2 protein-coding genes (1 of these 2 only partly in view) are annotated in these 2,838 nt (G+C 71.4%); both read right to left on the reverse strand.

Annotated elements, in window-relative coordinates:
* A partial coding sequence (locus tag BGN95_RS14535) for a beta strand repeat-containing protein (RefSeq protein ID WP_286773082.1) occupies positions 1 to 2,782 on the reverse strand: 2,782 nt, incomplete at its 3' end.
* Positions 2,783 to 2,804: 22 nt separating this feature from the next.
* On the reverse strand, positions 2,805 to 2,838 hold the 3' end of the coding sequence (locus BGN95_RS14540) for an autotransporter-associated beta strand repeat-containing protein (protein ID WP_502688297.1). 6,083 nt of this gene lie beyond the right edge of the window; only the last 34 of its 6,117 coding nucleotides appear in the window; its start codon lies off the right edge, out of view — the gene reads right to left on this strand; it ends in the stop codon at positions 2,805 to 2,807.

Raw genomic sequence — 2,838 nt, forward strand, 5'->3', positions numbered from 1 at the left:
TCGTCTGCGGCGATCCAGCACCGCTCACATCGAATACCGCGCCCGCGCCGGCAAGGTTGACGCCGCCCGTCGCCGCGAGGCTGCCGCCCGCGCCGATCGCGAGCGTGCCGCTGTCGATCGTGGTGCCGCCGGTATAAGTGTTGGTGCCGGTCAGGGTCAGCGCACCGATTCCATTGAGCGTCACGCCGCCGGTGCCGCCGATCACGCCGGCAAAGGCGCTGTTGGTGCTCCCCCCGATCACCAGATTGGTGCCACCGAGCGCGATCTGGCTGCCTGCCGTGCCCGACAAGGTGCCGATCGTCTGCGGCGAGCCCGCGGCGCTCAGATCGAACACTGCGGTCGCGCCGGCGAGGTTGACCGCGCCGCCTGCCGCAAGGCTGCCGCCCGCGCCGAGCGCGAGCGTACCCGCGTCGATCGCGGTGCCGCCCGTGTAATTATTAGCGCCGGTCAGCGTCACGATTCCGCTGCCATTGACCGTCAACCCACCGGTCCCGCCGATCACGCCGCCCAGCGCGAGATTGTTGGCGCCGCCGAGCGTGAGGCCCGCGCCATTGAGATCGATCGCATTGGCAAGGGTGATGCCGGGTGCCGCTGCGTTGAGCGTCCCTCCCTGCCCGCTCACCGTCAGCGCACCGGTCCCCAGTGCGCCGGTTGCACCCAGCGCGAGCGTCCCGCCGCCGGTCAGCGCGGTGCCGCCGGTGTAGCCGTTGGCCGCGCCGAGCGTCACAATGCCCGTCCCGCCGAGCGTCAGCCCCCCGGTACCGCCGATCGTACCGTTGAGCGCGAGATCGTTGGCGCCGCCGAGCGTCAGGTTCGCGCCGTTGAGATCGATCGCATTGGCGAGGCTAATGCCGGGCACGGCCCCACTGAGCGTCCCGCCGAGTCCAGCGACCGTCAGCGCACCCGTTCCCAGCGCAGCGTTCGCGCCGAGCGCGAGGCCGCCGCCCCCGTTGAGCGTCGTCCCGCCGGCATAATTGTTCGTGCCGGCGAGAGTGACCGTATTGGCGCCCGCGAGAACCAGTCCGCCGGAACCGCCGATAACGCCATTGAGCGCGACGTCGTTGGTGCCGCCGAGCGTCAGCGTCGCGCCATTGAGGTTGATCGCATTGGCCACCGCGACGCCAGGCAGCGTTGCGCTCAAGGCACCGCCGGCCCCACTCACCGTCAACGCGCCGGTGCCGAGCGCGGTGTTCGTGCCAAGCGCAAGATCGCCCCCGCCGCTCAGCGTCGTGCCGCCGCTATAGCTGTTGGCACCGCCCAGGGTCACCGCGGCGGCGCCAGCAAGCGTCAGGCCACCCGTGCCGGCGACCACGCCATTGAGCGCGATGCTGTTGCTACCCCCAAGCGTCAGGCCGGCGCCGTTGAGGTCGACGGCATTCGCCAGCGCGATGCCGGGGACCGATGCGCTCAGCGTCCCGCCGAGGCCGTTCACGGTCAGCGCGCCGGTGCCGAGCGCCGTATTTGCGCCGAGCGCCAGCCCGCCGCCGCTGTTGAGCGTCGTCCCGCCGCTATAATTGTTGGCGCCGGTAAGGGTGATTGTGCCGGTCCCACCGAGCGTCAGCCCACCCGTTCCGCCGATCGCGCCCGCGAGCGTGAGGCCATTGGCATCGCCCAGCGTCAGCGTCGCGCCGTTGAGATCGATCGCATTGGCCAGTGCGATGCCGGGCACCGCTGCGCTCAAGGTGCCGCCAGCACCGCTCACCGTCAGCGCGCCGGTGCCGAGTGCGCCGTTCGCGCCCAGCGCCAGCCCGCCGCCACCGTCGAGTATCGTGCCGCCGGCAAAGCTGTTCGCGCTGTTGAGCGTCACCGTGCCGGTGCCGCCGAGCACCAGCCCGCCGGTGCCGCCGATCACGCCGCCCAGCGCGAGATCGTTGGCGCCGCCAAGCGTCAGGTTCGCGCCGTTGAGATCGATCGCATTGGCCAATGCAATGCCCGGCGCGGCCGCGCTCAGCGTCCCGCCGAGGCCACCGACCGTCAGCGCGCCCGTGCCCAGCGCGCCGTTCGCGCCGAGCGCGAGGCCGCCACCGCCGTTGAGCAATGTCCCACCGCTATAGCTATTGGTCGCGCCGAGCGTCACGGTGCCCGTCCCGCCAAGCGTCAGCCCGCCGGTGCCGCCGAGCGTGCCGTTGAGCGCGAGGCTGTTGGCGCCGCCGAGCGTCAGATTGCCATTGAGGTCGATCGCGTTCGCAAGCGCGATGCCGGGGCTCGCCGCGCTCAACGTGCCGCCGAGCACGCCCACGGTGAGCGCGCCGCTCCCCAGCGCGATACTGTCTCCGAGCACCAGATTGCCGCCGTTGAGCCCGACCCCTCCGGTATAGCTGCTGGCGCCGGTGAGGCTCACGACGCCGGTTCCCCCCAGTATCAGCCCGCCCGTGCCGCTGATCGCGCCGCTCAGGGTGTAATTGTTGGCCCCGCCGAAGGTGAGATTGGCGCCGTTGAGGTCGATCGCATTGGCGAGGGTAAGGCCTGCGGTGGTGGCGCTCAGCGTCGCGCCGAGCCCGCTCACCGTCAGCGCGCCCGTCCCCAGCGCATTATCGGAACCGAACGCGAGGGTGCCGCCGCCGCTGAGCGTCGTGCCGCCGCTATAGGCGTTCGCGCCGTTCAGCGTCACCGTCCCGGTGCCGCCGAACGTCAGCCCGCCCGTACCACCGATCGCGCCGCTTAGCGCGAGGTCGTTGCTGCCGGCGAGGGTCAACCCCGCGCCGTTAAGGTCGATCGCATTGGCGAGCGCCACGCCCGGCGCGGCTGCACTCAGCGTTCCACCGAGCCCGCTGACGGTCAACGCGCCGGTGCTGAGCGCGCCATTAGCGCCAACTACGAGCCCTCCGCCGCCGCTCA

This window comes from Sphingomonas sp. 66-10 (assembly GCF_001897045.1).
Classification (GTDB): Bacteria; Pseudomonadota; Alphaproteobacteria; order Sphingomonadales; family Sphingomonadaceae; genus Sphingomonas; species Sphingomonas lycopersici.